Source organism: Atlantibacter sp. MEI4A-1023 (assembly GCF_056155425.1).
Genome location: NZ_CM149568.1, coordinates 649,016 through 671,143 on the forward strand (window position 1 = coordinate 649,016; position 22,128 = coordinate 671,143).

General features: G+C 57.9%; 19 protein-coding genes. 4 read left to right on the forward strand and 15 right to left on the reverse strand.

Features of this window, described 5'->3' with window-relative positions; translation table 11 throughout:
* Positions 1-4: 4 nt before the first annotated feature.
* On the reverse strand, positions 5-874 hold the full coding sequence (locus ACVV26_RS03170) for an SMP-30/gluconolactonase/LRE family protein (RefSeq protein WP_474799940.1): 870 nt from the start codon (positions 872-874) through the stop codon (positions 5-7).
* A 331-nt stretch (positions 875-1,205) separates the two neighbouring features.
* Here ACVV26_RS03170 and ACVV26_RS03175 point away from each other — a divergent pair, with 331 nt between their 5' ends.
* On the forward strand, positions 1,206-1,766 hold the full coding sequence (locus tag ACVV26_RS03175) for a glucose-6-phosphate isomerase family protein (protein ID WP_474799942.1): 561 nt from the start codon (positions 1,206-1,208) through the stop codon (positions 1,764-1,766).
* On the forward strand, positions 1,759-2,541 hold the full coding sequence (locus ACVV26_RS03180; RefSeq protein WP_474799944.1) for a glucose-6-phosphate isomerase family protein: 783 nt from the start codon (positions 1,759-1,761) through the stop codon (positions 2,539-2,541). The genes ACVV26_RS03175 and ACVV26_RS03180 overlap by 8 nt, the downstream gene beginning before the upstream one ends.
* Positions 2,542-2,581: 40 nt before the next feature.
* On the opposite strand, the gene ACVV26_RS03185 is transcribed toward ACVV26_RS03180, so the two are convergent.
* From ACVV26_RS03185 to ACVV26_RS03205, 5 genes are read right to left on the reverse strand one after another with little or no spacing between them, the layout of a single operon-like run.
* Positions 2,582-3,400, reverse strand: a complete 819-nt coding sequence (locus ACVV26_RS03185; RefSeq protein ID WP_312980430.1) for a PTS system mannose/fructose/sorbose family transporter subunit IID — start codon at positions 3,398-3,400, stop codon at positions 2,582-2,584.
* Positions 3,400-4,197 carry a PTS mannose/fructose/sorbose/N-acetylgalactosamine transporter subunit IIC gene (locus tag ACVV26_RS03190; protein WP_474799946.1) on the reverse strand — a complete coding sequence of 266 codons (798 nt, stop codon included), beginning with the start codon at positions 4,195-4,197 and terminating at the stop codon, positions 3,400-3,402. The genes ACVV26_RS03185 and ACVV26_RS03190 overlap by 1 nt, the downstream gene beginning before the upstream one ends.
* A 10-nt stretch (positions 4,198-4,207) precedes the next feature.
* Positions 4,208-4,702, reverse strand: coding sequence for a PTS sugar transporter subunit IIB (locus ACVV26_RS03195; RefSeq protein WP_474799949.1), 495 nt, complete (start codon positions 4,700-4,702; stop codon positions 4,208-4,210).
* 10 nt (positions 4,703-4,712) lie between these two features.
* The gene (locus ACVV26_RS03200; RefSeq protein ID WP_474799951.1) at positions 4,713-5,141 is read right to left on the reverse strand and encodes a PTS sugar transporter subunit IIA; all 429 of its coding nucleotides are present in this window, start codon (positions 5,139-5,141) and stop codon (positions 4,713-4,715) included.
* A gap of 2 nt (positions 5,142-5,143) precedes the next feature.
* Positions 5,144-6,892, reverse strand: a complete 1,749-nt coding sequence (locus ACVV26_RS03205) for a class I mannose-6-phosphate isomerase (RefSeq protein WP_474799953.1) — start codon at positions 6,890-6,892, stop codon at positions 5,144-5,146.
* Between the two features lie 187 nt (positions 6,893-7,079).
* Between ACVV26_RS03205 and ACVV26_RS03210 the strand changes: the two genes are divergently transcribed.
* Positions 7,080-8,105, forward strand: a complete 1,026-nt coding sequence (locus ACVV26_RS03210) for a LacI family DNA-binding transcriptional regulator (RefSeq protein WP_474799955.1) — start codon at positions 7,080-7,082, stop codon at positions 8,103-8,105.
* 6 nt (positions 8,106-8,111) lie between these two features.
* Here ACVV26_RS03210 and ACVV26_RS03215 read toward each other — a convergent pair whose 3' ends face one another.
* Both ACVV26_RS03215 and ACVV26_RS03220 read right to left on the reverse strand, forming a co-directional pair.
* Entirely contained in the window at positions 8,112-8,495 is a 384-nt protein-coding gene (locus ACVV26_RS03215) for a VOC family protein (RefSeq protein WP_474799957.1), read from the reverse strand.
* Positions 8,492-9,655 (reverse strand): MFS transporter, encoded by a 1,164-nt coding sequence (locus tag ACVV26_RS03220; RefSeq protein ID WP_474799959.1) that lies wholly within the window; start codon positions 9,653-9,655, stop codon positions 8,492-8,494. The genes ACVV26_RS03215 and ACVV26_RS03220 overlap by 4 nt, the downstream gene beginning before the upstream one ends.
* A 111-nt stretch (positions 9,656-9,766) precedes the next feature.
* Here ACVV26_RS03220 and ACVV26_RS03225 point away from each other — a divergent pair, with 111 nt between their 5' ends.
* The gene (locus tag ACVV26_RS03225) at positions 9,767-10,537 is read left to right on the forward strand and encodes a DeoR/GlpR family DNA-binding transcription regulator (RefSeq protein WP_474799961.1); all 771 of its coding nucleotides are present in this window, start codon (positions 9,767-9,769) and stop codon (positions 10,535-10,537) included.
* A 31-nt stretch (positions 10,538-10,568) separates the two neighbouring features.
* Here the strand turns inward: ACVV26_RS03225 and ACVV26_RS03230 are convergent, their stop codons facing one another.
* Genes ACVV26_RS03230 through bcsO form a run of 7 tightly spaced genes read right to left on the reverse strand, consistent with a single transcriptional unit; the run spans position 10,569 to position 21,854 of the window.
* Entirely contained in the window at positions 10,569-11,564 is a 996-nt protein-coding gene (locus ACVV26_RS03230; RefSeq protein ID WP_474799963.1) for a family 8 glycosyl hydrolase, read from the reverse strand.
* A 9-nt stretch (positions 11,565-11,573) separates the two neighbouring features.
* Entirely contained in the window at positions 11,574-12,041 is a 468-nt protein-coding gene (gene bcsD / locus ACVV26_RS03235) for a cellulose biosynthesis protein BcsD (RefSeq protein WP_474799965.1), read from the reverse strand.
* Between the two features lies 1 nt (position 12,042).
* Entirely contained in the window at positions 12,043-15,894 is a 3,852-nt protein-coding gene (locus tag ACVV26_RS03240) for a cellulose biosynthesis protein BcsC (protein WP_474799967.1), read from the reverse strand.
* Positions 15,895-15,907: 13 nt separating this feature from the next.
* Positions 15,908-18,382: a cellulose biosynthesis cyclic di-GMP-binding regulatory protein BcsB gene (bcsB, locus tag ACVV26_RS03245; protein ID WP_474799969.1), complete on the reverse strand. Its 2,475-nt coding sequence runs from the start codon at positions 18,380-18,382 to the stop codon at positions 15,908-15,910.
* Positions 18,379-20,493 (reverse strand): UDP-forming cellulose synthase catalytic subunit, encoded by a 2,115-nt coding sequence (gene bcsA, locus ACVV26_RS03250; RefSeq protein ID WP_312980459.1) that lies wholly within the window; start codon positions 20,491-20,493, stop codon positions 18,379-18,381. Before bcsA ends, bcsB begins: the two co-directional genes overlap by 4 nt.
* An 18-nt stretch (positions 20,494-20,511) precedes the next feature.
* Positions 20,512-21,315, reverse strand: coding sequence for a cellulose biosynthesis protein BcsQ (gene bcsQ / locus ACVV26_RS03255; RefSeq protein WP_474799971.1), 804 nt, complete (start codon positions 21,313-21,315; stop codon positions 20,512-20,514).
* Positions 21,306-21,854 (reverse strand): cellulose biosynthesis protein BcsO, encoded by a 549-nt coding sequence (bcsO, locus tag ACVV26_RS03260; RefSeq protein ID WP_474799973.1) that lies wholly within the window; start codon positions 21,852-21,854, stop codon positions 21,306-21,308. Before bcsO ends, bcsQ begins: the two co-directional genes overlap by 10 nt.
* Positions 21,855-22,128: the final 274 nt, after the last annotated feature.

The following is a 22,128-nucleotide window of genomic DNA, read 5'->3' on the forward strand; positions in this document are numbered from 1 at the left end:
GCTGTTAAAGTCGAAAATAACCGGCGGGGGTGCCCGTTAAGCTTGTCGCTACACGTAGCAGTGCGCCGTCCGTCTCTGACGGCTGAGATAATCCCTGGCGCGCGGAAGTGATATACAGATCGGAAAGGGTGGGGCCGCCGAAGGTACAGCTACTCGGCTGTAAAACGGGTAATGGCAGGCTATCCAGCTCGGTGATGTGCTGCCCGTCAAGCTGATAGCGAACCAGGCGGGACTGGCCCCAGCAGGCATTAATCAATTGGCCCCCGGTGGTTAATGCGGAGCCATCCGGAACACCCTCAACAGGATGAACGGCAACGGAAGTCAGAGCGTTGGTGCGGCTATCGGCGCAGTAAAAGCGTTTGCGAAATGAATCAGCAAACCAGATATGATCGCCATACCATTGCAGCGTGTTGGGCACCCATTGCTGGCTGAGTAGGCGCTGCGGCGCTTTATCATCACGGGCAAGCCGATACCAGCTTCCCAGCGCTTTTTCCGCTGCGGTGTCCATGGTACTGAACCAGAGCGCGCCATCCGGGGCAATTGCGGCTTCGTTTGGCCGGGTGCCCGTCGCCGTTTCGGGATAATCACAGTAAGGTTCGACCTCCCCTGATGCGTAATCGTAGAGGCGAATACCACATTGGCTAACGATTAAAAAGGTCTCTGGCAGTTGGGTCAGTAATACCGCGCTGGTAAAGGGCAGCATCGCACGTGCTTGCAGACGTTGATTTTCCATAGGCCAGTAGCGCAGCAGGCGTTGCTGTAAAATATCTACCCAAAGCAGCGACTGGCTTCTGACGCACCATATCGGGGTTTCTCCCAACAGTGCGCGATACTGACCCACAACGACAGGCGTATTAACGAATGGCGAACACATTGGCTGATTTCCTTAACGAGCGCACCATTGCGCAAGTAATACAAAGCAATATATCTTGTATGACAAGATGGTAGGGTAAAAAATAAACGTGTTTTGTGAATCAGATCGAAAATAAAGCGGGTGATGGAAAAACGCGTCTATCGGCATGACCGCAACATTCCTCCGCAAATCGCCATGCAAGCGGCTTGCACACTGTTAATGGAAGCCCAGAGCCAGTCACGTTAGTGCCCTGAATCTGTGATCTGGCTAACAGGTTACGCGCTGCCGACTACAGGTTAATCGATTAATCTGCCAGGATTGTGCTGTTGTTCTCCTCGGGCCGGAGATGAACATGAATGATTTATTGATCCAACCCTTCCAGCTTGCCTGGGCAACGGGTGCGCTAAGTCACGGCCCCCTGATCCGCAAAACCACCCGTCTCGGGGATCTCACCGCTGTTTTCGCCGATCGCGACGCAATCCAACCGTTTGCCAGTCAACCCGCTTATGATGTCGACATGTTTGATACTCCTGGCGGTGAAGGCGAGCTGTATGTCGGCGTCACGCATCTTTACCCCGGCAAAGTGGGCCACGAATACTTTATGACCCGCGGACATTTTCACCAGCGCCGTGAACAGGGCGAGGTTTATTTCGGGCTGGAAGGCGAAGGTATGCTGCTGATGCAAAACGAGCAGGGCGAAGCGTGGACGGAACCCGTTTTTGCGGGCTCCGTCCATATTATTCCTGGTTTTACCGCCCATCGCTTAATCAACACCGGCTCGCAAACTCTGCGCGCGCTGGCCGTGTGGCCGAGTATCGCCGGGCATGACTATACCTCGCTGCCGCACGGCTTTGCATTGCGGGTGAAGGAAGAAGAAGGGCAGGCGCGGATCAAGGCGGTACCACATGGCTGATACAACCACGACGTACGGCCTGAATATGGCCGTACACCATCAGCCGCTGGGATTTAGCTACGGCGAAGATGTGATTGGGCCAATGCCGGAAGTGCGTACCCTCGACCAGATCCGCGCCTCGCTGCGCAACCCGGACTGTAGCGGGCCGGAAGCGGTATATGCCATTGCAATGGACGTTGCGCGGTTGCAGGATCGCGAAGAATTGCAAAAGCGCATGCTGCTGTTCGGCGTGGTGACCTATGCGGCGGGCCAGTTGGGCGATGAACCGGTGCGCAGCCAGGGCCATATTCACCGCATCAGCCAGCACAGCGGCTGGTCTCCGCCGGAGCTGTACGAAATTTGGCAGGGCAAAGCGATCATCTATATGCAGGAATTTGTGGAAGACGATCCGGGGCGCTGTTTCGCGGTGATTGCCGGGCCGGGCGAAAAAGTGCTGGTGCCGCCGGGATGGGGACACGCGACGATTTCCGCCTCTGTTAACGAGCCGCTGACCTTCGGGGCCTGGTGCGATCGCGAATATGGCTTTGAGTACGACGCCGTGCGGGCGCATAAGGGACTGGCGTGGTATCCGCTGGTGCAGGACAGCCACATTGTCTGGCAGCATAACGACCGCTATATGCCGGGGCGCTTACAAGTGATTACGCCGCGTCGCTACAGCGAATTCGACATTACCGATGCGCCCATTTACCAGCAGTTTATCGACCATCCTGCCCGTTTTCAGTTCATCTCTAAACCCGATAGGGTCGCCAGTCTGTGGCGCAACTTTCATCCATAAAAAAACCGGGGCGTGGCCCCGGTTAGCTTGAGTGATCGTTTTACCCGGCAAACAACCCGGTCGCCACGCCTATTGCGGCGAGGATCAGCAATAGCAGCATGGCCTTAACGGGCGATACCCCGCGCTTCGCCATCAGATACCAGGTGCCCAGCACCACAATCAGCGGTAACAGTTGTGGGAAGATCCCATCGAGCATTTGCTGAACGTGGATATTGACCCCATCGTTAGTCACGAACTCCAGTCCGGTGCCCAACTTCACATAGCTTGCCGCTACGCCGCCCATGACGAACACGCCGAGCAGCGACAGGGCTTCACGCAGGCGTGTCGAGCGGCTGCTGACCAGCATTTCCACCGAGCCGGAGCCCATCTGGTAGCCTTTGAGGAACAAAAACCACGAGCCGGGGATAATAATCGCCAGCCATGCCACGGCATAAAACAGCGGGCCGAGCATACTGCCCCCCGCCGCCAGCGCCATCCCGATACTGAGCAAAATCGGGATCAGCATGCCGGGGATCATTGAATCGCCAATCCCGGCCAGCGGCCCCATCAGGCCGACTTTCAGGGTGTTAATGGTTTCGCCGTCGATAGGTTCGCCGTTGGCTTTTTTCTCTTCCAGGCCCAGCGCCATGCCGTTAACAATCGCGCCAATCTGCGGTTCGGTGTTATAGAACGACGCGTGACGGCGCAGCATCTCGGTACGCGCCGCCGCGTCCGGGTAGAGTTTGCGGGCGACCGGCAACATGCTGAGGCAAAAACCAAAGGACTCCAGCCGTTCAAAGCTCATGGAAGAGAGATTGTGCATCATCCACGCGCGCCAGCAGCGACGCAGATCTTTACGGGTCAGTTTACGTTCTTCCATCAGAATTCATCCTCATCATCGGCAGGCGACGCGGCTTTCACCGCAGGCTGGGCTTCCGGCTTGTAGTTGTAATGGATCAGCGCCAGCAGCGCGCCCACGATCACCAGGGCGACCATGTTCAGCTTCAGGAACACGATGCAGACGAAGCCGACCAAAAAATAGATCAACATGCTGTAATTTTTGATGATTTGCTTAAGCAGGATCGCGATACCCACCGCCGGTAAAATGCCACCCAGCACGTTCATGATCGACAGCACCATGCGCGGCAGGCTGTCCATAAATTCGCTGATGTACTGCGCGCCAAAGTAAACCGCGATAAAGGTGGGTACAAAGCGCAGCAGGAAATTGGTGGCCTGTGGGAAGATAGCGCTGTTGAGATAAATACCGCGCTCGTCGCCACGCTCCAGCGCCACATCGGCGCGGTGGTTCCAGAACGAGTTCAGCACCATCATGGCATTAAACAAAATGGTCCCGGCGATACCAATCGTGGCGGCCAGCGCCACGGCGACCTCCGGCCCTTTGCCAGAGAGAATGCCCAGCGCAATGGCCGGAAAAGCGACGAAGTTGAGGTCGGCAGGCATGGAGCCGCCCGGCGTCACCATCGCGATATATACCGCCTGTACCGCCACGCCGATAATAATTCCGGTGGTCACATCGCCGAGGATCAGGCCGACCAGCATCCCGGAAACCAGCGGACGGGTGATCAAATACCAGCCGCCCGTCAGGCCAAACAGCCAGGGGCTGCTTAGCGCCCCGAGATAACACAGAATGCCAATCAATGTGGCTTCAATAATCATAATGCGCTCCTCATTTTATTTTTTGCCGGGCGTCCTGCCAGCTATAGAAACTGGCATCGGGAACCAGCCGAAACTCAATGGCGTGACCGTGGGCAACAAGCCAGTCGAAGGCGGCGGTTTCTTCAGCATTCACCGACTGGTTGGGGCCGATAGTCGTGGTATTGGCGCGGGCGCTCATGGGGCCGACATTGATCTTGCCGTTGGCGTTTTTCAGGCTGATGCCTGCCATTTCAATGCGCTGGAGCGTTACGGGTGATTTGCCGATCACGAAATAACGCTTTTCGCTGGCAATCACCTTTGGCAATTTTTCGATGGCGGTGGCGGTATCGAATAACCACACTTTGGTGTCCTGCACCGCGCCCTTCATCACCGAGGAGAGCAGGGGATCGGCCGCGACGGCGTCATCAATGGCGATGATGCCGTCACAGGGCAGCTCTTTGGCCCAGCGTGTCACGAGCTGCCCATGAATGACGCGGTCATCAATACGTACAAATGAGAGACTCATAGCGGGCTCCTTAAAAATCGTCAGAAGTTGATGAAGAAACGGGGGCGGCTTTAATCAGCGTCGGCTGCGTCATCTCCAGTAAAAGTGCGGCGGCGGCGTGAACGTCGGTCCCCCCGGAAACCTCGTCGCTGAGCAGCAGCATCGGGAAATTCACGCCGGCGACCACGGCAACCGGCGGCACGCAGTCGGGGGAAAAGGCGTACACACAGGCGACGTTCCACGGCGTGCCGCTTTGCATATCGCACAGCACCAGCACGCCGTCAGCACCTTCGCGGGCAGCGGCCATCACCGCCGCGAAGTCCTGTTTAAACCCGTCAATGCCACGCTGTTCATTCAGCGTAACCGTCGATACGTGCGGCAGTTCGCCATACACCATGCGGCTGCTTTCCAGCAGCGCCTCGGCAAGCGGACCGTGGCTGGCGACAATAAAATGAATCATGATTACCCCCTTACCCAGGCTTTCACCGTCGCCAAAGTTTGCCCGACGCTTTCACCCCAGGGCGAAATACGGTATTCCCCCACGGCGGCGGGGACGATAAAGGTCTCGGCATAATTCACCACGTAAGGTTCGAATGCGCCGGTTGGGCTGTCGACCAGGGCCTGTGCGCCCTCGACAAGATTGAGCACGTTGACGCCGCCGTGGGTGTGATGGGTAACCGGCGCGCTAAACCAGTGGCGACGGGTTTCAATAAATTCCCGTTCGTGCAGGCCGGTACGCTCTTCACACCAGCCTTCGCCCCGGGCGACCGGCTCGATCCGGTTCACCAGATGTTTTTCCACCCAGCGGGTATCGCGCTGCCAGTCGATCACCTGGGCGCCGTGCTCCAGATGCACCGGGCGCGGCAGGCCGTCCAGCCCCAGGCGGCCCCAGTCCCACAGTTTGAAAGTGAAAATGTACGGCGTGGCGCTGATCTCCAGCACCATGGTGCCCTTACCGGAACAGTGCACGGTCCCGGCAGGGATCAGGAAGTGATCGTGCTTGCGTGCCGGGATTTGGTTCACGAAGCGCTGGTCATCAAAGGACTTTTCACCGCGCTGGGCGGCATGCAGATCGTCCAGCATCGCCTGCGGCTGCGTCCCGGTTTGCGTTCCCAGATACACCACTGCGCCCGGCTCCGCGTCGAGGATGTAATAGCTTTCATCCTGGGTGTAGTGCATGCCGAACTGTTGCTGGATATATTCCGTGAGCGGGTGCACCTGGAAACTGAGATTCTGGCCATCCATGGTATCGAGAAAGTCGAAGCGAATAGGGAATTCCGCCCCAAACCGGGCATGGACTTTTTCACCCAGCAGCTGACGCGGCTGTAATAACACTAAATCCTGAGAGGGGATCTCGATCCGCACCGCGCCGAAACGCAAGAACAGGCTGTTTTCCTCGGGCACACAGTCAAAACACCATGCGTAATTCGCCGCAGAGGGATCGAGATCGAATCGCTGTTTCATCCACTGGCCGCCCCATACGCCAGGGTCAAAGAAAGGCACCACGCGAAACGGCTGGCGCGTTGCCTGCACAAGGCCGGTGCGCAGCCCGTCGCCGCTCACCATCGTTGGGTGATCCTGCCGGGTGGTATCCAGCACAAAATCTGCCTGCTTCAGCAGCGGCGTTTTATGGCGATCGAACACTCGCCATTCGATGAAGAAGGCGCGTTTGTAGCGGCGCAGCATGTCTTCGTGCTGGTTTTCAACGCCCCAGTTGCCGAGTTCGCCGCTGCGCATCCGCTGCTGGATTTCCCAGCGCGCCAGATCGGCATACACCAGCACATCGCCCGAATGCACCAGCGCCGCGCCGGGGCCATAAATCACCACCAGGCCTTGCTCAACGCGATCAACCTCGTGGCGCAGTTGCGCCAGGCGCTGCGGGGAGAAGAATTCAGGTAACTGATGACAGGAGAGCACGCCAAACACTCGATCGTCAGTGAGATTGCGGGCCAGCAGTTCATGCAAATGCTGTTCATCCAGCCGGGCAGTTTCCGCGTTAATTGTTAACTGCGGCGTAAGCCGGGCTATGAGCTGAGTTTCCAGCTCCGCAAGCCTGACGCCGGGGTAACAGTCAATCACCAGCACCGTTTTACCCTGGGCGGGACGTTTCGCGTTTAGCGCAGCAGCGACGTCATCCCATCCTTGCCAGGCCTGGTTCTCAAAGCCCGAAATCGTGATTTCCGGGTATTTATCATAAGCTGTCTGTTTCATATGCTCTCCCTTAATCCTTGCTAAAAGATTAATCGATTAACCGATTCTGGGAAGAGTGGTTAACGCGATTAACCCGCCATTTATGGCAATAAAGCGCCAGTTACAGGCGGTCTTATGAAACGCCTCACAGGATAATGTGCAAAAAACAGGTTATTCGATTAATCTGTCTGGAAAGAAGGGAGGAATCATGACGACAGTGACGCTGGCGCAGGTCGCCGAACGTGCGGGCGTTTCCACCGCGACCGTTTCTATGGTGCTGCGCAACCGGGGCCGGATATCACAGGCTACCCGCGAGCGGGTGCTAAAAGCGCTGGATGAATCCGGCTATGTCTACAACCAGACGGCGGCGAATTTACGCAACCGCAGCAGCAATCAGGTCGGGCTGCTGCTGCACGATATCACTAACCCGTTTTACAGCGAGATGACCGCCGGGCTGAGCCATGAAATGGAGCGCCACAATCTGCTGCTGTTTCTTGCCAACAGCGAAGAATCCGGCGAGCGCCAGCAGCGGTTTGTCGACTCGCTGATGCGCAACAATGCCTGCGGCATGGTGTTGTGCGCCGCGCGCGACACGCCGCAGGCTTTTTTTGATGGCCTGAAGCGGCGCAATATTCCGGTGATCCTCACGGTGCGCACCTTCGGAGATGCCGATTTCGATTACGTCGGCACCGATAACTTTTTCGGCACCCAACTGGCGACCGCACATCTGTTAAAGCTGGGCCACAGGAACATTGCGTTTATCGGCGGCAGCCAAAATTCTGGTACTCGTGCCCAGCGTATCGGCGGTTTCACCAGCAAACTTATCGAGCATGGCCTGTCGCCAAAGCCGGAGTGGATTGTCACCTCCCAGGCCAGCCAGAGCGATGGTGCGCGTGTGGCGGAAGCGCTGTTGACCGCGTATCCAGGAATTACCGCCGCCGTGTGCTACCAGGACATTGTGGCGCTGGGCGTGATGCAGGCGCTGCGCAAAATGGGCCGCACCCCCGGCCAGGATTTCGCGCTGGTGGGGTTTGACGACATTACCGAGGCGGCCCTGGTGCAGCCCGCGCTAACCACGGTTTCGGTGGCGGCGAAAGAAATTGGCCGTAAAGCGGGGGAATTGCTGTACAGCCGTATTCAGGGCAATGATGAACCGCCCAAGCGGATTATTTTGCCGCCCGCGCTGGTGATCCGGGGATCGTGTGGATTCCATCAGGCCAGCGGGGCGGAATAAAACCGATCAGGCCACCAGTTCAATCAGGTTGCCATCGGGATCGCGGATCACCGCCTCGTAAAACCCATCGCCGGTGGTGCGAGGCGGGCTGACCAGAATGCCGGACTGGGCGGCGCGATCCGCCAGGGCATCCACGTCCTGTTTCTCGCCAACGTTGACGGCGATATGTGCCCAGCCCGTCAGCTCCTGCCCGTTATGCCCGTCACCCAGTTCGGACAGGGTCATTAACTCAATCGTCGGGCCTTCGGGCAGGCTGATAAAATACGACTGGAATCCCGGCCTGTTTTTACTGACGTACAGCGTATTGCTGACGCCGCCGAACATGTTACGCCAGAATGCCTGCTGCGCCGCCAGGTCGCGCGTCCAGAGCGCGATATGTGCAATTTTCATGCGTTCTCCGCCGTCACGGTTTTATGACCGAGGTTAAGGGTAAGGGATAACGCGCCGACCATCAGCATTAGCACCATGATCAGCGAGAAGGCGAAAGAGAGGGAGCTGTAATGCGCCACGTAGCCGATAAACGCAGGCCCGCTGAGCACACCCAGATAGCCCAGGGTGGTGATGGCCGGCACCGCCGCTGCCTGGGGCATCACTGTCTGGCGGCCTACGGCTGAAAACATCACCGGAACAATATTGGCGCAGCCCGCGCCCACCAGCGCATAGCCTATAAGCGATAATTCCCATGAAGGAATATACGTCACCAGCGCCAGACCGATTGCCGCGACAATCGACCCGCCCAACACGACGGGGAGGCGCCCCAGCCGGGCGATGATGCGGTCACCGGTTAATCTGAACAGGGTCATGGCGATGGCGAAACAGGTATAGCCCAGCCCGCCGAGGGTTTCCGGGATATTGCGCGCATCGGTCAAATAGACGGCGCTCCAGTCCAGTACTGTCCCTTCGGTAAGGAACACGGCAAAACAGACGATCCCCAGCAGCAGCACTGCGCCCCGGGGAATGGCAAACGCCGGGCCTTCGGCGGGATTCGCGTAGTTGAGCAACCCGGAACGGCTCATCATGGTCATCACAATGACCGCCAGAGTGACCAGCAGAGTGCCAGTAAAAATCGTCATCCCCAGCGTTAGCAGCAGCGTCAAAAAGCCCGCACCGGCAATCCCGCCGACGCTGTACATCCCGTGGAACCCGGACATCAGCGGCACCGGAGACGCTTTTTCCACCAGGATAGCCTGAATGTTCATGGCGCAGTCGGTCACGCCGACGCCGACGCCAAAAAGCAGCAGAGCGCCTGCGAGTAACAGAGGATCGGACACGATCGACAGCAGCGGGGTGGTCAGCACGATAAACCCGACGGCACAGAGGATCACGCGGCGGCAGCCGAATTTACTGGTCAGCAACCCGGTTACCGGCATCGCAATCAGCGCACCCACGCCGAGGCACAGCAGCAGCGTACCCAGGGTCGCCTCGTTGACGCCGGTATGACTGCGGGCGAACGGCACGATCACCGCCCAGGCCGCCGTGACGAATCCGGCGATAAAGAAAACAAGGCGAGTCGCAAATGCCGGTGAAACGCCGGAACGATGTTGGGACATGTAGATCCTCTTCAAATTTTGTATTCAATCAGGCCGGATGCCGTTGACAGCGGGGCCCGGGTTGCAGGAGTATGCTCACTATAGCTCGTTTGTGATGATTTAAGGATTTATATGCTCGATTATGCAGCTTTTCCGGAGCAGCGACAAGCGCTGATCCGCCAGATCCTGCAAGAGAATGGCCGGGTGATCTGTAGCGATCTTGCCTCACAGTTAGCGGTGTCTGAACATACGATTCGCCGCGATCTGCATGAACTCAGCAAAGAGGGGATCTGCAAAAAAGTCTATGGCGGCGCAGTGCTGCAATTGCAGGATGACGCAAGTTTTACCCATCGAAAAGAGCACAATCACGCAGAAAAGGGACTTTTGGCAAAGCGCTGTGCGCAACTGGTGAAAAACGGTACCTGCATCTTTATTGATACCGGCACCACGAATCTGGCGATGGCGTCGGTCTTCCCGGAGGATTTACCGATCACCGTGGTCACCAATGCGCCGGATATCGCCGCCGTGCTGTTAAAGCACCCGTTGATTGAGGTGATTATGCTGGGCGGGCAGATCCAGAAAAATATTGGCGGCTGCGTGGGCAGCACCGCGCTGGAGCAGATCAGAAATATTATTTTCGACCAGGCGTTTATTGGCGGATGCGCCATGAGCCCGGAGTCGGGGTTGACCGGCTTTGACTTTGCCGACTGCGAGTTCAAGAAAGCGGCAATCCGCCAAAGTAATCAAACCATCGTAGCGATGACGGCGAATAAAATTCCCGGTATCGCACGGTTTACCGTCGCGAGATGCAGTGAAATTGACGTGCTGGTGATTGAAGAGACGCTGAGCTGCGAGACGCGCAGCGCGTTTGAGGCCGAGGAGATCACCCTCCTCACGGCATAACAGCGCTGCGCTTATTCGCGCAGCGTGTCTTTCAGCGAGCCGCCAGGCTGACCAGCATTTTCAGGCTGGCGGAGTAGTAATCTTCCTGGGCGGTGATTTGCGGTTCGCCCTTCGGCAACTGCCCCAATGTGAAATCGCGTACCGCCAGAATGCCGCCGTCCATACTATACGGGGCGGGATCGTTGGTAGTCACGTTCACCCAGGCAGGCGTCTGGCTGCGGGAATACTGGCCCCAAAAGGCCTTGTACGGATCCAGCAATGGGCTTTGCGGCGCATACCATTTGCTATACAGCGGAACGCGGATGGCGTCATAGCTAAAACGCGCAGGCCACTGTTTGGCGGGCGTCATTCGCCCGTCGGCATACAGCGACACCCAGTCCGCCGGAAGCTGTCCGTTGCCAAAACGCATTTTTCCCAGCAGTTTCTGGCCGTCATTGATTAACTCTTTCCAGACCATCAAATGGCTGCGGTTGCCTAAATCGCGCCAGGCCGGGAACACGAAGTAGGACGGGTTCAGATTGATATTGCTGTTAAGATTGAACCCCTTCGCGCCGGGCAGCATCACTTTGTAACCCGCGTAGCTGATCACGTTATAAGCGATAATCGCTTTGGCGATAGTGTCCGAGGCGCTGAGATAGGTACTATCGCCCCATTTCTCACCCGCTTTTAACAGCGCCCAGGCAATAAACGTGTCGCCATCAGTGGCGTTGTTTTTATCGGTGATGGGCTGGGCTTCCACCGGGTTATAGCGCCAGTAAAACAGACCGTTATCCGGGTTCTTTAACGTTTTGTTGGTCCATCCCCAAATTTTGTCGAAGCTGGCACGGTCATCGTTCATCACCGCCATCATCATGGCAAAACCCTGGCCTTCGGTGTGGCTGACGCTGTTATTGCCGGTATCGATAATGCGCCCGTCGGGCATTAAAAACCGCGCTTTATAGCTATCCCACGCGCTACCGGCCAGCGCGCACTGGCTGGTTAGCAACACCATCATGGCGACAAACAGCGTTTTGCATCGCTGCAACATGCATTCACCTCATCGGCTATTTTGATATCTGAATATGACCTCAGTGGCCGACGGCGCGGCTTCGCGCCATAACGACACCGTGGGTTTCCCCCCCTGAGACTGCAACCAGCGCGCGTACAAACCCTCCAGAACCGCGCTCATCGCGCTGCTCCATGCCGCTTGTTTGGCGTGATCGGGGGGAGTGGGTAGCGCCCTGTGTCGAATAAGCAGGGCGGTTTCGCTGGCTTCGATATCAATATACCCCCAGTTGAAATCCGCAAGTTGCTTATTTATCACGACTTCCAGTTCACCTACCGTATTTGATAGCGGCAGCGGAAATCCCTTGCCAAGATCGTCGCCCATCTGCGTCAGAAAGGCATGACTCTGCGTTTCGCCTACGTTCGCCACCATGTTTTCCACCATGATGTGGAGCAGTGCAAACCATCCTGACTGGGTTTGTTGATTCTGGAAATAGTGCAAAAGTTGTGCGTCATTCATATTAGTTATTTCCCAGCAGATAACGGAAGTAAAGCTGCGCGGAGCTTTCGTTGTAGTCGCCGAAGGTGTCGTAACCCACCTGTCCGCCGATGGTCATGTCCTTATTGATCTTATAATCGGCGGCGGCACGCAGGTTATAGCCCAGACCATTTTCGCTGTTGCCGCTGTAGTACGCCTCTTTGGCGAACCCGTTGGCGACGTAATCTTCCAACTGCGACTGCAAGCGTTTGTCGCCAGGGAAGTAAGCGCTCTTATCCTGAGTGTAGGATTGATAACCCAGCGACGCGCCCACCGACATTTTCCAGTTGTCGAAGGTTTGAGAATAGTCGACGGGGAAAGAGACGCTGACATAATCCTGCGGGCTGAAATAGCCCCCCTGACCGTAGCTGAAGTAGCTCAGGTTTTTCGAGAAATCCATATAGGTCATGCTGATACCGGTTTTCAGCTCGCGGTCATCGGCGCGTAAAGGCCGCAGATAGACCCCGGCAGATCCGGTGACGTTGCTGTTGCTCGGCACGTTTTCGCCCAGATAGTTATACAGGCCGAACCCCGCGTAAAAACCGGCGTCGCCGTTGTCATAGCTCAACTGGGCGCTGCCGCCGTTTTTGGTGACCTGGCCCCATTTCTTACCGCTGTATTTATCTTCCACGCCGACATACGAGAGCAGGCTGTCTACCACGGCGCGGCGCTCGCCGGTGAGGATCAGCTTCAGATAATCGGTCAACTGCGGCGACCACTGGATCCCGCCCACCACGGTGTTCAAATCCTGGCCGAGCGGCGTTGAACCGACGTCGATTTTGTACTGATCGCCAGTGAGCGCCATGCCCACTTCCACCCCGGAGGCTTTTTGCGAACCTTGTGACGGTACGTCAAGGGTGTCGAGATTAGGCCGGGTCGGCGGCGTGGTGGTAGAGGCGTTGTAAATGCCCTGGGCCACTTCGCCCTGGATCAATGCACCGGTGCCGAAGCGGGTGCTGGCCTGGTCGGATGAACTTCCGGCGTTCAGGCTAATGGGCGTGACGTTAATATCAAAACGCGAATCGCCAAACGGCACCGTCGACCACTGGAGCGGTGATTTGATTTCGGTGAGTTTGCTAAGCCCGCTTTCGCCATCGCGCCCGCGCACGGCCACCGAACCCCGCGTCCAGGTGGCGGTTTTCTCGGTGAGCTGCTCGATCATATTGTCTACCTGGCGCAGTGTGCCCGCCTGGACGCTCTCTACGGGGAGATCGCTACGCACGGCGGCGGGCGGCGCGGTTTGCGGATTGCGCGCCAGTTGCGCCACCTGCCACGGCATCGCCTGGCCATAGACCGACGGGGAGGTCGCTTCGCTGCGGCTGGCGGTGGTGATAAACGGGTTATCCGCCAGCGCCAGGCCGCCGAGCATCGGTGAGGTTTCCCCGCCCGCGCCCTGCAAGCCTAACAGCTTACCGCGCGCGGAGCGCAGATAGCTCATCGCCTGCTGGTGGTTGCCTTGCGCTTCGGCGACGCGCGCCTGAAGCAGCAGCCGGTCCGGCGTGTCGTTGCTGCGCAGCCCTGCCGCCAGCTGGCGCGCGCGGTCGGTATTGCCTTCCGCCAGCGCCACGTCAATGGCCCCGACCCGGGCATCCTGCTGCGGCGTGTCGCGGGTCATCAGGTAGTCGTACACCACGCCCGCTTCTTTGTTCATCTTCCCGGACTGATACAGCCGCCCCATAGCGAACATCAGATCGGCATTTTGCGGATCGCTTTGCATGGCGCGGATCAGCTTGTCATACGCCGCCGCATAGTTGCCCTGTACTCGCAGCCGGTCGGCTTCGTTGATCACATAGCCCTGCTGAATATTCGCCAGCTGTGTCGGCGTACTGCGCGCCTGTAACGCCGGGTTTGCCAGCCAGGACTGCGCTTCGCTGCCTAAACCGGCTTGGTTCAGCACCGTAATTTGATCGGCATAGTCACCGGCGTTGCCCTGTACGCCGCGTCGCATGTTGTCGCGCACCACGGTTACCGCGCCGCCCACATCACCGGTTTCCGCCAGCATCCGCGCCAGTTTGCCCGCATCGGCGGGGCTTTGCGGCGGACGGGAGGCCAGCGCTTTTAAGGTATTGGCGGCGGCAACCGTATCGCCCTGCGCCAGATAGCGCTCGGCGGTGGTCATTTGAAGATTGTAGTTCACCCGCTGGGCCAGTTCGCGCATATCGCTATTCTGGCTGGCGGCAGGAATACGCGACAGCAGGGTTTGCGCCTGCTGCCAGCCGTTGTTTTCGCTGGCAAACAGCGCGGCGGAGTAAAGCTGGGTATGGCTGGCGCCGGGCCGGAACGCCGGGGCCATTAAGTTGGTGGCTTCGGCGCTGCGCCCCTGTTTTTGCAGCTGGCGCGCCAAATCGAGACGCAGCCACGGGTCGGAAGGATAGCGCGCCACGCCCTGCTCCAGCAGCGAAATGGCCCGCTGCGTATCGCCGCTGGCCACTGCCTGTTGCGCCTGGCGGCGGATCGGATCGGTGGGGTTGCCGCTGGAGACGCGCGGCTGCAAACGGGCCTGTAAGCTGGCGGGCAGGGTTTGCAGTACCGATTGCGCCTCAGCGGTTTTATTCTGCTCGCGCAGCACGTAATAGAGGTTTTCTCGGGCCGGGGCGTTATCGGCCTGCTCGGCGAGCACGCCGCGCAGGGCTTGCTCCGCCTCGGCGTAATTTTTATTGCGGCGCAGCACGTCGGCGCGGAACAGCTTCGCCGCGATACCCTGTTCACCGCTTTGCTGGGCGAGCGGGGCGCTCAGGCTTAACGCCTGGTTGACGTTGCCCTGCTTTAGCGCGTTCTGGGCGGCGGCGAGCTGGCCGTAAAACGCCGCGTCTTCCGCCTGCTTTTTACGTTCAGCGGATTGTTCTCCGCCCAGGCTTGCCGCCCGGTTCAGGTATTGGGCGGCGGCGGCGTAATCGCCACGGCGTTGGGCGACATAGCCCATCCCGGCCAGCGCGTCGGCGTCTTCCGGATTGGCCTGCAATACCTGCTCGAACTGACCGCGCGCGGCATCGGTATTGCCGGTGTTCAGGGCTTCGAAGCCCTGTCCTTTGGCAGCGCCGCCGATGTTGGTGCGGTAATAGTTCTGAACGTCGGTATCCTGCGGATGGCGCTGCAAAAAGGTTTGATAGTACGGCTCATCGCCCGCGCGCGGCCCCAGCCACAGCAGCGCCTGGCGCAACGCGGCATCAGCGTCTTTACTGCCGCTGGCCATGTTTTGCAGAATGTCGATCCCTTCCCGGCGCGTGGATTCCTGGTAGGTCAACACCTTGCCTAACGCGATGCGCGCCGCGTTATCCTGCGGATATTGGGTGGTTATCTGGCGTAGGCCGCTGACCGCTTGTGGGTACAGCGACTTATCCCCGGCCATGGTCAGATAGTATTCCGGCGCAAGGCTTTGCGGCGGCTCGCCACCCTTAAACATCGTATTCCAGGTGTTGAGCGCCGCCGGAATATTGCCGCTTCTGGCCTGCTGGCGCGCCAGATCCAACTGGCCGCGCGGCACTTGCTGGAGCTGTCTGGCGTTATCCAGCGCCTGGAGATTCGGGTCCTGCGGCGATACTGCCGCCAGCCGTTCGCGCCACTGGGCAGCGCTTTTCACGTCGCCCGCCTGCTGCGCCCATAGCGCCATCAGGTACATCGCCTGGGTGTTATTGGCGTCCACCATTAACACTTTGCGCAGCGACTCTTTCGCCAGGTCGTCGTGCGATTTTTCATGCCAGTAATTGGCCTGATCGAACAACGCCTTAAGGGCGGGATTATTGTCCGCCGCCTGGGCGGAGATCGCGCCTACGGTCAGCCCGCCGAACAGGCAGAGCGTCGTCCATGGTCTGGCGGTATTTTTATTGTGATTCATGTTGTTACCACCTTTACTCACTGTCGTAATCCTGCGGATTAAGGCGTTTATGCGCACGTTTTTTCAGTAACGCGTACAGACTCAAACCCATCACGATGGCGAACAGCAGGCCAATCAGCGCCAGCAGCGCCGAATGCTGGTTGGCGTACCACACCACCATCATGTACCAGGGCATCTGCCCGCTGGGGAACTGCTGGCCGACGCGGAAGCTGCGCACGCCGTTTTCATCGGTGATGATGGCGACATCACCGCGAATACCGGCGTTAATGCGCGCCGAGTTCAGATCGCCAGACAGGCGGGAAAGCTGATCGTCATTGCTGCCAATCGCCATGACTACCAGCCGCGACGGGTTCCACTGGGAGCGGAAGCTCACAAACCCGCGCCAGGCTTCGTTAGACGAGAAGTAGCGGTCGGCGTCAACGCCCGATGCGGTCCAGTCGCCTTCGAGATAACGCTGGGCGGTCTGCCACATTGTCGGCTCGCGCACCCCAAAGGTATGTTCATTGGCGGTGAACGGCGATTGCGCCAGCACGGCGCGGTTGAAGGCGTTTTGGTCGATGGTAGAGACCGCCAGCACGTCGCTTTGGCTCAGGTGTACCTGGTTGGCACCGCCGGAGGGCAGGCCAAACATCACGCGGTTATGGTACAGCGCGGTGCCAGTCGCAATACCGGAGCGGGCCGCCAGATCCAGCAGGGTGCCGACTTCGCTATCCGCCGGGGTTTCCGGCAGCAGCAGCACGGTTTGCGAGAAGTCCGCCAACCGGGTGAACGGGAAGGACGCGCCCACGAAGTAGGAGAGATTCGGCAGCAGCGAGAAGTGCCGCGTCTTGCTCAAATCAATCCAGGAATCTTCGTCAATGCGGCTCTTGATGTTGTTATTCAGCAGCACGCTACAGGGCGCGGCCTCTTTGGTTTCGATATTGAAATAGAGGGAGAGCTGGTTATCGCCGTAAATCAGATAGGGTTCCAGCGGCACCCGGGCGCTCTCCTGGCGCGCGTCGCCGCCCAGTTTATGCCACAGCATCTCCAGCAGACCCTGTTTATTTACCGGGAGATTGCGCAGGAAGGTGCCGTTGAAGGTCATGGAGAGGTAGGATCGTTCGTCATCGATCCAGCTTTCCGACGGGAATCGGTAGCCGATTTGTATCGGAATGGTTTCACCGTCCCACAGGAACAGATCCGGTGCGGCGCGGAACGCCACGCGCAGCGGCTCATGCCAGATGCCGGACACCGTCAGGCTTTGATCCTGGCGCATCAGTTCCACCAGGCGCACCGGACGGTCGGTGGCGATCCAGCGCGGCGCGTCATAGGGTTTGCTGGTGGGGATGGTCTGTACGTCCACCGGCATAAACGGCGACTGCACGTTGAAATCGCCACGGGTTAAGCGCGATGCCGCCGCGCGCAGTTGCTGGTCGTTATTCCCGACAACCAGCAGCAGCTTGTACACCGGGTTGCCCGGGTTATCGACGATTTGCAGGATGGGCGTATTGGTTTCCGGCATGGTCAGGCCGCCGATGGTATCGCCGGGTTTGCCGAACAGGATGCCGTTTTTCTCCGGCAGCTTGTCGCGCATCGCGTCAAAATTGATCCCACGGTAGTCGGCCTGGATACCCAGCCACGACGCGACAATCGCCGCCGCGCTGACCTGTTCCGGCAGCAGTTTCGCCGGGAATGCGAAGGTGAGGGTGGTCGGCGTCATCTGCATCGAATCAAAGAACGGGCGCGGGAAATGGCTGAGATCCGCGCCGATATTCAACTGCTGGCCTTCCAGATCCAGCCGGGTGTCCGGCATGATCGTCACCTGATATTTATCAGAAAGATCGCGTAGGCACAGCAGAGCATCGCCGTCGTTGATCTTAAAGCTGATGTTGTTGCTCGACACCACCAGCGCTGCCGGGATCTCCAGTTGATAATTCGAGATATTGCTGTCCGACGTACCGAGCGGCACGGTGCCTAACGGCTGGCCGTTCATCATCATTTGCAGCGTGGTATTACGCGCGGCCATATCCGGGGAGACTTTCAGGTTCAGGTTTAACTGCGCGCTGGTGATCACCTGGTCGGAGGGCAGGGTAAAGTTGATGCCTGCCTGCAACTGCCCGCCGCTCAGGATCACGCCTTGCGGCTGGCCCATTTGCGCCACCGTTACGCTAACTGCGTTGCCGGGGATTAACTGCGTCGCGGCGGGTGTATTATCTGCGGCCTGGGCCGGCGGCGGCAAATCTAACGGGATGGCGGGAACCGGCGTGGTTTCTGGCGCGTCGGTTTGCGGCACGGCCCCTTCCGGGGAGAGCGTCGCGGGCATGTCAGACGGCATAGCGCCGTCCGGTGATGGCGTAGAGAATGGCTCAGGCGCTGCCGTATCCACTGGCGTCGCGGCGGGCGCAGTGAAATCTGGCGCGCCCGGCTGTTGCTCCTGCGCCGGTACGGTCCGTGTCAGTACGCATAACGCCAGCAAAACCTGGCAGGCTTTGACGGTCATCCTTTTCATGCAGCGGTGTCCTCAGCTTTGAGGCGGCGCGCCTCTTCCTCGCGCAGGCGGCGGTTTTCATGGCGTGATTTCCAGGTCAGCCAGAACAGGTCGAACACGCTGCGGATAATAATAAACAGCGAGCGGAATGGGTTATCCTGCGGCTTCGGCGGACGGATCCACGCGTCGGCGCGCGCCAGTACCACGCGCACCAGTTCGCGGCGGCGGGACAGCGGAATATCTTCGAACATCAGGCGGATAAACTCGTCATCAGTGCCGATCACATTGACCGGGATGCTGATAGCACCGGACTGTAGCTGTAATTCGATTTCTTCAATCTCGTCGGTGAGATGACGATTATCCGGCACCACGATACGGCAGCCGCCCATCGACAAGTCCTGGGTATGGGTGCGCGACGAAATGCCGCTGGCGTAATGAACGATCACCGGCACGTCGACGTCGATACGGATGGTTTTACGCGTCTGGCGTGTTTCCCGCGCCACGGCAATCGCCGCCAGCAGGAACACCAGGCTGTAAATCCCCCATCCCACGTTCAGCGCGATAACCTTCGGGTCCACCGCAAAGTAGTCATGGGCAAAAGCCCTGACCAGACCCGCGATAATGCCGATGGCGAGTAAAATGGCGACAATCAGATGCGGGCGTACCACGCTGAAATCGAAATAGCCGATATTGAGCAGGCCGCCTTTGTCAGTCACGTTGAATTTGCCGCGTTTCGGGAAAATCATGGTGATCGCCGTCGGCAGGACCAGATGAAACGCCAGCACGATATCGTACACTTCTCCCCAAAAACTGTAGCGATAACGCCCGTTCATGCGGGAGTTAAGATAAATACTCAGTAGCAAGTGGGGTAGGGCGTAAGCGAAAATTAACCCTGCCGAAGAGTGAATGATATTCAGGTTAAACAGCAGGTAGGCCAGCGGCGCGGTTAAGAACGCCACGCGAGGCAGGGCGAACTGGAAATAGAGCATGGCGCTCAGATAGCAACAGCGCTGCTGCCAGGTCAGCCCCCGGCCAAACAGCGGGTTATCCATGCGGAATATCTGCGTCATACCGCGCGCCCAGCGGGTACGCTGGATCACGTGCAGCACCAGACGCTCGGTCGCTAAACCTGCCGCCAGCGGGATCGCGAGAAACGCCGACTTCCAGCCCAGACGCTGCATTTTCAGCGCTGTGTGGGCATCTTCGGTCACGGTTTCAACCGCGAAGCCGCCAATCTCTTCCAGCGCTGAACGGCGGATCACCGCACAGGAGCCGCAGAAGAAGGTGGCGTTCCAGTTATCGTTACCCTGCTGGATCGGGCCGTAAAACAGCGAACCTTCGTTCGGGATATTTTTACCCCCTGACAGGTTGCGCTCGAACGGATCGGGAGAATAGAAGTAGTGTGGCGTTTGCAGCAGCGCCAGCTTTGGATCCTGTAAAAACGCGCCCACGGTGGCTTGCAGAAAAATACGCGTGGCGACGTGGTCACAGTCAAAAACGCAGATCAACTCGCCTTTTGTCAGCTTCATGGCGTGGTTAAGGTTGCCCGCTTTGGCGTGAAAATTATCGTTACGGGTGATATAGCCTACGCCAACATCGGCGGCGAACACCGCGAACTCCCGGCGCTTACCGTCATCCAGCAGGTAAATGTTGAGCTTATCGCGTGGATAATCAATACACTGCGCCGCCAGCACCGTGTCGCGTACCACTTCCAGGCTTTCGTTATAAGAAGGGATATAAATATCTACCGTCGGCCAGGTCGAGATGTCATCCGGCAGCGGGACAATCCCTCTTTTCAGCGGGAATACGGTTTGCAGGTAAGTGAGTAATAAGATGACCCAAATATAGAGTTCCGCCAGAAATAACCCAATGCCGAGTATGGCTTCAATCTCGGAATTAAAATGCAGGGTTTGGGTGGCGCGGAAATAAATATATCGTGTCGACATCAGCGCGGAGACCACCATCATCACCACGGAAATGCTGTGTTTTTTACTGAACCCTAATAAAAAAAGAATGCCAAGGCTGACCAGACCGAAGATATATTGTTTCTGGCTATCCATGGGCGTAATGATGATCAGCACCGCTACTGGCGCAAGCACCAGTAGCAAGAGATAAAACAGGACCTTCTTCATAGGCCTTCCTGGTAATCGTCAGAAATGTGATGTTTTTAGATTGGCGTGAACCGCACCGTCGCCAATATTTATGCCGAGCAGGGCTGCTACTCTTTTACTGATTAATTCGATATCGAATGCCGCAGCGGAAGCAGGGCTGAAATCAAAAATAGACTGCTGCGAGGCATTCGCCTCCGATACGCTTTCATCGCGATTAATAATGCCTATAAGCTGCTCGCCCAGCCGCTGTTGCATGAATGCGGTGACGTCGCGGCTGATATTCCTGCGGTTATCGCTCTGGTTCAGCACAAAGTAATAACCCTGCTTGTGATTCAGCGGTTCACCAATCAAACGGTGGTTTTCAATATGTGGCAGCAGCGACAGGGAAGCGGTATCCGCCAGCAATGTCACCAAATGCAGATCCGCCAGGGGGGACATGGCTTTCAGCGCCGGGCTCGGCCCGGGCGGGAAATCGGCGATGATCACCAGACCGGGATAATTCAGCAGCGTGCTTAATCCGCGCATCAGGAAATGCGGGTCGCTGGCGAGATGCTGTTCAAAGATCAGGCGTTGCTCTTCGGTCACGTCACCATAGGGCAGCAGAAACACGTTGCCGCCCGCCGTCAGCACAAATTGGCTCCAGTCGGCGGATTCACCCGCTTTCGCCACATAGCCGCGCCCATCGGACAACGGCACGCCAAAATGCAAACGCAGGGCGTTTTGTACATCAAAATCAATCGCCAGGACCTTGCTGCCCGAGCGAGCCAGCGCATACGCCAGATTGGCCGTAACGGTAGTTTTTCCTACACCGCCTTTAGGCGAACAAACACAAACTAACGGCATGACGCGATCGTCTCCAGCAACGTTTGTAAGGGGATATCTTTCGCGTTTTGCCCAGTTGACGTTGCGCCTTTGGTGGCAAATAACTGATCAAATCGCACGGGTTGAGTTTGCCCGGACGCAGGGGCATTAACCGGTGCGGCAGGGTGTGATAAAGCGGGTTGTGCAGGCGTGGCAGCAGAGGCTGGCGGCGGCACCTGTGAGAGCAGCGGTGGCTGCGCGGGCGTTTGACGCAGCTCAGCCTGCCCGGGAGCAAGGCTGCCAAAGATAGACGACGCTTTGGCGACCGGGCTGGGTTCAGTTTGCGCGGGTTTCGTTAGGCTAGCCTCGAAGGTTCTGGCATCAACGGCCTGGGGAACCGGGGCGGACACACTGCCTCCTTGCGCAAGCAGCGTTTGCTCGTCACCTTCGGACGACAGCTGTTTAATGATGGCCCAGTTGCCGCTGCTGTGCTGCTGGCTTTGCGCCGACATATCCTTGAAATCGATAGCGCCGGTGCGTGTCTTATCCTTGAAACGCTGCAAATCATCATAATTTTTCATAGAGAGGCTCATGATTTACAAGTAATTATTTCATCTTCCACGCACAGGGGAAGCATAACGGTTAATTCAGACAATAAGACAAAGGTCGCATTTCATCAAATCTGTGAGCGATCCTGATAAATATTTATTATTCCTCAAGGGGGATAATTACCAGGCTTATCATTTTGTTTGTCATTTATTGCGTACTGAGACGATACAATTTATCGTTTTTTGCGTGTTTTCCGCCACCGTTTTGGCTTTCGCGCTAACAGAAAAGGGCAGTAACCCGGTGACC